Annotated in this window: 7 protein-coding genes; 3 read left to right on the top strand and 4 right to left on the bottom strand. The window is 59.1% G+C overall.

The window, feature by feature from the left end:
- The coding region (locus AC1DRJ_RS18500) for an MFS transporter (RefSeq protein WP_477803433.1) at positions 1 to 582 on the top strand (582 nt) is incomplete at its 5' end.
- Positions 583 to 681: 99 nt separating this feature from the next.
- On the opposite strand, the gene AC1DRJ_RS18505 is transcribed toward AC1DRJ_RS18500, so the two are convergent.
- Positions 682 to 1,719, bottom strand: a complete 1,038-nt coding sequence (locus AC1DRJ_RS18505) for an alpha/beta hydrolase family protein (protein ID WP_477803434.1) — start codon at positions 1,717 to 1,719, stop codon at positions 682 to 684.
- Positions 1,720 to 1,970: 251 nt separating this feature from the next.
- Entirely contained in the window at positions 1,971 to 2,582 is a 612-nt protein-coding gene (locus AC1DRJ_RS18510; protein ID WP_477803435.1) for an FMN-dependent NADH-azoreductase, read from the bottom strand.
- Between the two features lie 129 nt (positions 2,583 to 2,711).
- Between AC1DRJ_RS18510 and AC1DRJ_RS18515 the strand changes: the two genes are divergently transcribed.
- Positions 2,712 to 3,620, top strand: coding sequence for a LysR substrate-binding domain-containing protein (locus AC1DRJ_RS18515; RefSeq protein ID WP_477803436.1), 909 nt, complete (start codon positions 2,712 to 2,714; stop codon positions 3,618 to 3,620).
- Complete coding sequence (locus AC1DRJ_RS18520; protein ID WP_477803437.1) at positions 3,617 to 3,976, top strand: MmcQ/YjbR family DNA-binding protein; 360 nt, start codon at positions 3,617 to 3,619, stop codon at positions 3,974 to 3,976. The genes AC1DRJ_RS18515 and AC1DRJ_RS18520 overlap by 4 nt, the downstream gene beginning before the upstream one ends.
- On the opposite strand, the gene AC1DRJ_RS18525 is transcribed toward AC1DRJ_RS18520, so the two are convergent.
- Positions 3,973 to 4,404 carry a DUF1294 domain-containing protein gene (locus AC1DRJ_RS18525; protein WP_477803438.1) on the bottom strand — a complete coding sequence of 144 codons (432 nt, stop codon included), beginning with the start codon at positions 4,402 to 4,404 and terminating at the stop codon, positions 3,973 to 3,975. The genes AC1DRJ_RS18520 and AC1DRJ_RS18525 overlap by 4 nt on opposite strands.
- On the bottom strand, positions 4,401 to 5,213 hold the full coding sequence (locus AC1DRJ_RS18530; protein ID WP_477803439.1) for an undecaprenyl-diphosphate phosphatase: 813 nt from the start codon (positions 5,211 to 5,213) through the stop codon (positions 4,401 to 4,403). Before AC1DRJ_RS18530 ends, AC1DRJ_RS18525 begins: the two co-directional genes overlap by 4 nt.
- Position 5,214 lies beyond the last annotated feature (1 nt).

The following is a 5,214-nucleotide window of genomic DNA, read 5'->3' on the forward strand; positions in this document are numbered from 1 at the left end:
CCGGTGGTTCGCGGCGAGCGACTGCCATTTTGGGCTGTGTTTGGGCGCATTGCGCCGTTTGGGGCGAGCCTGAGCCTGGCGTCCATCGGTTATGGCACGCTGACCACCTTTATTACCCTGTACTACGTCAACCGTGGTTGGGCGGGTGCCGCGTATTGCCTGAGGGTATTTGGCGTCTGCTTTATTTTGGCGCGACTATTGTTCATCTCCAGTATCAGTCGTTTCGGCGGCTTCACCTCGGCGATTGCCTGCATGAGTATTGAAACCGTCGGCCTGGTGATGCTGTGGCTGGCCCCTTCGACCGGTTATGCGTTGATCGGTGCGGGCCTGACTGGTTTTGGCTTGTCGCTTGTGTATCCGGCACTGGGTGTTGAAGCGATCAAACAGGTACCTAATTCCAGTCGCGGCGCCGGTTTGAGTGCCTACGCGGTGTTTTTTGATCTGGCACTGGCCATCGCCGGGCCGTTGATGGGCGCGGTGGCGTTGAACCTGGGGTATACGTGGATTTTCTTTAGCGCCGCGTTGCTGTCGGTGGCCGGATTAGCGCTGACCCTGTTACTCAAACGCCGCGCGATGGCCTGACACCCACAATCCTGTAGGAGCCGAGCGTGCTCGCGATGGCGGCGCCACATTCAACACATATGTCGCCAGACAGGCCGCCATCGCGAGCAAGCTCGGCTCCTACTGATCGGCGGTTTGCAGGCCCGCACGGGTCGCTATGCCAAGCGAGCGAGTGAAGAAACGCCCGGCTTCGGAAATCATGTCGCGATGAATGACTTCGCGGTCGACACCATCGGCGTCAGTGCACAGCCCCGGGGTGTTGACGATCTGCTCGTCGTTGCAGGGTGCCATGAACACGAAATGCCCCGCGCCAGCCAACAACTTGAAGTCCGGCGCAATTGGCAGTTTGCGCGCCAGCGCCGCAGCGTTTTTGTCGAACGCCACCAGCTTGTCGCCGTCGCCACTGTAAAGCAGCACCGGCACATGCACGTCCGCCAGGGTGTGACGGCCGAATTTCAAACTCAACGGCGCCATCAACATCAAGGCATGCACACGTGGGTCGGCCACGGGTTGCAGGTCGTCGCGGTCGACGATCAGTTCGCCTTGGGTGTTGCAGGCATCGTGGTCGTCCGGACGCTCCTGGCAATAGCGACGCAGCCGATCCAGGTCCGGCGTGGCACCTGAAAGAATCAATGCAGTTTCACCGCCCGCCGAATAGCMAATCACCCCGACCTGATTGGCATGGACGAACGGCGCGAGCATGCGATCACCCAAGGTGGCGGTAATGGCTTCGGAAATCTGGATGGGACGGCCGTAAAGGTTGCTCAACGTACCGAGGCGGCTGTGGTCTTTGGAGTTGTCGCCAGGATGGATCACCGCGACCACCACAAAGCCTTTGCGAGCCAGCGAGGTGGCGAGGTCATGCAGGGCCAGCGGGGTTCCGGTGTTGCCGTGGGACAGCATCAGCATCGGGAAGCGCCCGATAGCCACCGGGATGTCTTCACCGGCTTCGACCGTGTAGCCCTCGATTTTGCTGGTGTGTTCCCGGTCACTGGAGGGATAGAACGCAATGGCATGCATCGGTTGCAAATCGAGGGGGTCGAGAAAACTCATTTCATGGAAGCCGACGCTCCTGTGAGGATGCGGCGCAGGCGCGGCGTGCACTGAATTCAGGCTGCTGAGCAGGCAAAACAGTAACACTGCACAAAGACGCACCATAAGGATGCCCCACCATTTGTCACTTGACCGGAAAGCCCGTTCTCCTCGGTTTAGCGAGGCAGCGGCCTTGTACCAGCAATGTGCGGCTACCAAGGTCAGCGCAGAACGGGGACGTTAACCCGCTGCTGCATAACCTGGGCCACAACCTGAAACGACCAGAAACAAAAAACTCCGTATCTGGCACTTGCGTGGTCAGAATACAGAGTTTTTTGGGGTATTGCCTGAGCTGTTTAACGTCTTTTACGCAAGCCTTATGCGGCAGCGAACAATTGCTCGCTGATTTGCGCTTGAGCGTCGTTCATGGCTTTAGTTCGCACTTCGTCACCGTAAGCCAGGCCTTGGGCGCGCACGAATTCGATGTCGGTAATGCCGATGAAGCCGAATAGCACTTTCAAATATTCCTCGTGAGCCACGCCCGTGGCCTGGCCTGCATGCAAGCCACCGGAAGTCGACACGATCACGACTTTCTTGCCACCGCACAGGCCTTCAGGGCCGGCTTCGGTGTAACGGAAGGTCTGGCCGGCCACCGCGATTCGATCAATCCAGGCCTTGAGTTGGGTCGGGATGGTGAAGTTGTACATCGGTGCGGCAATTACAACGGCATCGGCGGCGAGGAACTCAGCCAGGGTGGTAGCGCTCAGCTCGGCTTCGTGCTGTTGGGCGGCGTTGCGCAGTTCGGCGGTAGTACCGGCGGCAACCAGCGTCGTGGAGGAAAAATGGCTGATGGCATCAGCGGCCAGATCGCGGTAAGTGACCACGGCGCTCGGCTCGGCGATTTGCCAGGCTTTAACAACTTCGCTGCTCAGCAGACGGGAAGCCGAGTTGTCACCAAGAATGCTCGAATCGATATGCAACAGTTTCATGTGAGATCTCCAAGTGAGGACCGCCATGGGGCGATCTGATGGAAAGAATCCTACAGATGAAACCAATAGCTGATTAGACCGCAACAATGCGATAGTTCGTCCTACTGATAGAACAATCGGATTGCCGACATGCAAGATCTCAACGATCTCTACTATTTTGCCAAGGTGGTTGAAGCCGGCGGGTTCGCAGCCGCTGGACGTTTGCTCGGGATACCCAAGTCGCGCTTGTCGCGGCGTATTGCCGAGCTGGAAGAGCGCCTCGGCGCTCGTCTGTTGCAACGCACCACCCGCCAACTCAAGCTGACCGCCGTGGGCGAGCGCTACCTGCGGCACTGTCAGGCGATGCTGCTGGAAGCGGAAATGGCCGATGAGGCGGTGGCCAGCATGTCCAGCGAGCCGCGTGGACGACTGCGGGTATCGTGCCCCGTCGGCCTGGCGCATGAGAGGTTGCCGACGGTCATCGCTCGGTTTCTTGAAAAATACCCCCAGGTACAGCTGGAAGTCATGTTGGTCAATCGTCGGGTCGACCTGGTGACTGAAGGCGTCGACGTCGCCCTGCGGGTGCGCGAGTTGGGCGACGAAGATCCGCTGTTGGTCACCCGACGCCTGCGCCAGGCACAAATGGTCATGGTCGCCACCCCCGCGTTTTTGCACGGACGGGAAATCAACCACCCCGAAGACCTGAAGAACCTGCCAATACTAGGCGCCCTCGAAGCCGACCGCATGGTGCATATCCGCCTGCTGGATCAACAGGGCAAACGTGTTGAGCTGAGTCTGGAAGCACGGCTGGGCATCGACGACTTCATCGTGCGCAAGGCTTGTACTCTCGCAGGCCAGGGCTTTACCTTGCTGCCCATGATGTATTGCGAGCAGGAGCTTGAAGAGGGATCGCTGGTACAACTGCTACCCGATTGGGCATTGCCGGGCGGCTGGCTGCAAGCGGTCTACCCTCACCGGCGCGGGGTGATGCCGGCGGTTCGCGCCTGGCTCGACCATTTGATCGAATCATTCAACGCTGGTGGGGACCGACTGATATGAAGACGGGACGTATGAGCGAAGAGGATGTCGCGCAGTTCTGTCTCGCGCTGCCGGGTGCGCGGGAGGACTACAAATGGGGCGGTGTGCGGGTGTTTTCGATTGCAGGGAACAAGATGTTCGCATTACAGAACCTGCGCGGCGATTCCCTGGCGTTTAAAGTCGACAAGGACCTGTTTCTGGGGCATTGCGACCGACCGGGTATCCACCCGGCTCCCTATCTCGCGAGAGCCCAGTGGATCATTATGCAAACGCCCTACCCGCTGGGCGCCGAAGAGCTGCAAGGCTTGTTGCAACGTTCCCACCAACTGGTGGTGAGCAAGTTGCCCAAGCGCACCCAGGTGGGACTGCTGCTTTAAAACAATGCCAGCAGGTTCGCACCGAGGAACAACTGATCGATCCAGAACACCTCGTGCAGCAACACAATCAGCCAGAACAGCAGCTGATAGGAGACTTTGCGGGTCTTGTGTCGAAACACCTGCTGGGCCAACAAGGCACCGGGCCAGCCGCCAGCCAGTTCAACCGCGTGCAGGACGTTTTCCGGCGTGCGCCAGCTGTCGGCGCGAGCCTTGCGCTTGTCGCTCCAGTACAGGAAAAACGCCAGCACACTGACGATTCCGTATGCCGCCAGCGGAATCAACGACACCCCGCGCAGCCAGAGCGACACAGAACCAAACATCGGCAGCGCGCAAAGCACCGCAAAAACCAGCAGCTTCAGCCGTAGATTCTGAATGTTCTCCCCCCCGGACCTGCCTCCGGGGTTTCGGCGCGCACTGGCATCACTCATGGTTTAACCGCGGACCAGTCAACCCAGCCAAACTGCCAGGTGGCCAAAATCACCAGGCCAAACACAATGCGATACCAGGCGAACGCCGCGTAGCTGTGGCTGGCGATGAACTTGAGCAAGCCACGGACCGCGATCATCGCGAAGATGAAGGCCGTCACGAAACCCACCGCGAACACCGGGAAGTCCGCGGGCACGAACAGGTGACGGTATTTGAAACCCGAATACACCGCCGCGGCGACCATGGTCGGCATCGCCAGGAAGAACGAGAATTCAGTCGCGGTCTTGYGTGACAGACCGAACAACAACCCGCCAATGATGGTCGATCCGGAACGCGATGTACCGGGAATCATCGCCAGGCACTGGGCGAAACCGACTTTCAGCGCATCTTGCCAGGTAATCTCGTCGACAGTTTCGGCATGCACTTCATGTTGGCGTTTCTCAGCCCACAACATGATGACCCCACCCACCACCAGCGCCGCGGCGACGGTAATCGGGTTGAACAGGTAATGGTGAATCAGGTCGGAGAAAATCACCCCCAATACCACAGCCGGCATGAAGGCAATCAGCAGGTTGGCGGTGAAGCGTCGAGCGCTCGGCTGCGTCGGCAAACCGATGACCACATCCAGTATCTTGCGGCGAAACTCCCACACCACCGCCAGGATCGCCCCCAACTGGATAATGATGTTGAACGCGATAGCGCGTTCACCACCGAAATCGAGCAAGTCGGCCACGATAATCTGGTGCCCGGTACTGGAAATGGGCAAAAACTCCGTCAGCCCTTCCACTACGCCAAGTATCAATGCCTGAATG

This window comes from Pseudomonas sp. P5_B2 (assembly GCF_056400445.1).

Bases quoted from the DNA above. Each gene is read 5' to 3' on its own strand.
- AC1DRJ_RS18510 (WP_477803435.1), bottom strand. From the start codon at position 2,582: ATGAAACTGTTGCATATCGATTCGAGCATTCTTGGTGACAACTCGGCT.
- AC1DRJ_RS18515 (WP_477803436.1), top strand. From the start codon at position 2,712: ATGCAAGATCTCAACGATCTCTACTATTTTGCCAAGGTGGTTGAAGCC.
- AC1DRJ_RS18520 (WP_477803437.1), top strand. From the start codon at position 3,617: ATGAAGACGGGACGTATGAGCGAAGAGGATGTCGCGCAGTTCTGTCTC.
- AC1DRJ_RS18525 (WP_477803438.1), bottom strand. From the start codon at position 4,404: ATGAGTGATGCCAGTGCGCGCCGAAACCCCGGAGGCAGGTCCGGGGGG.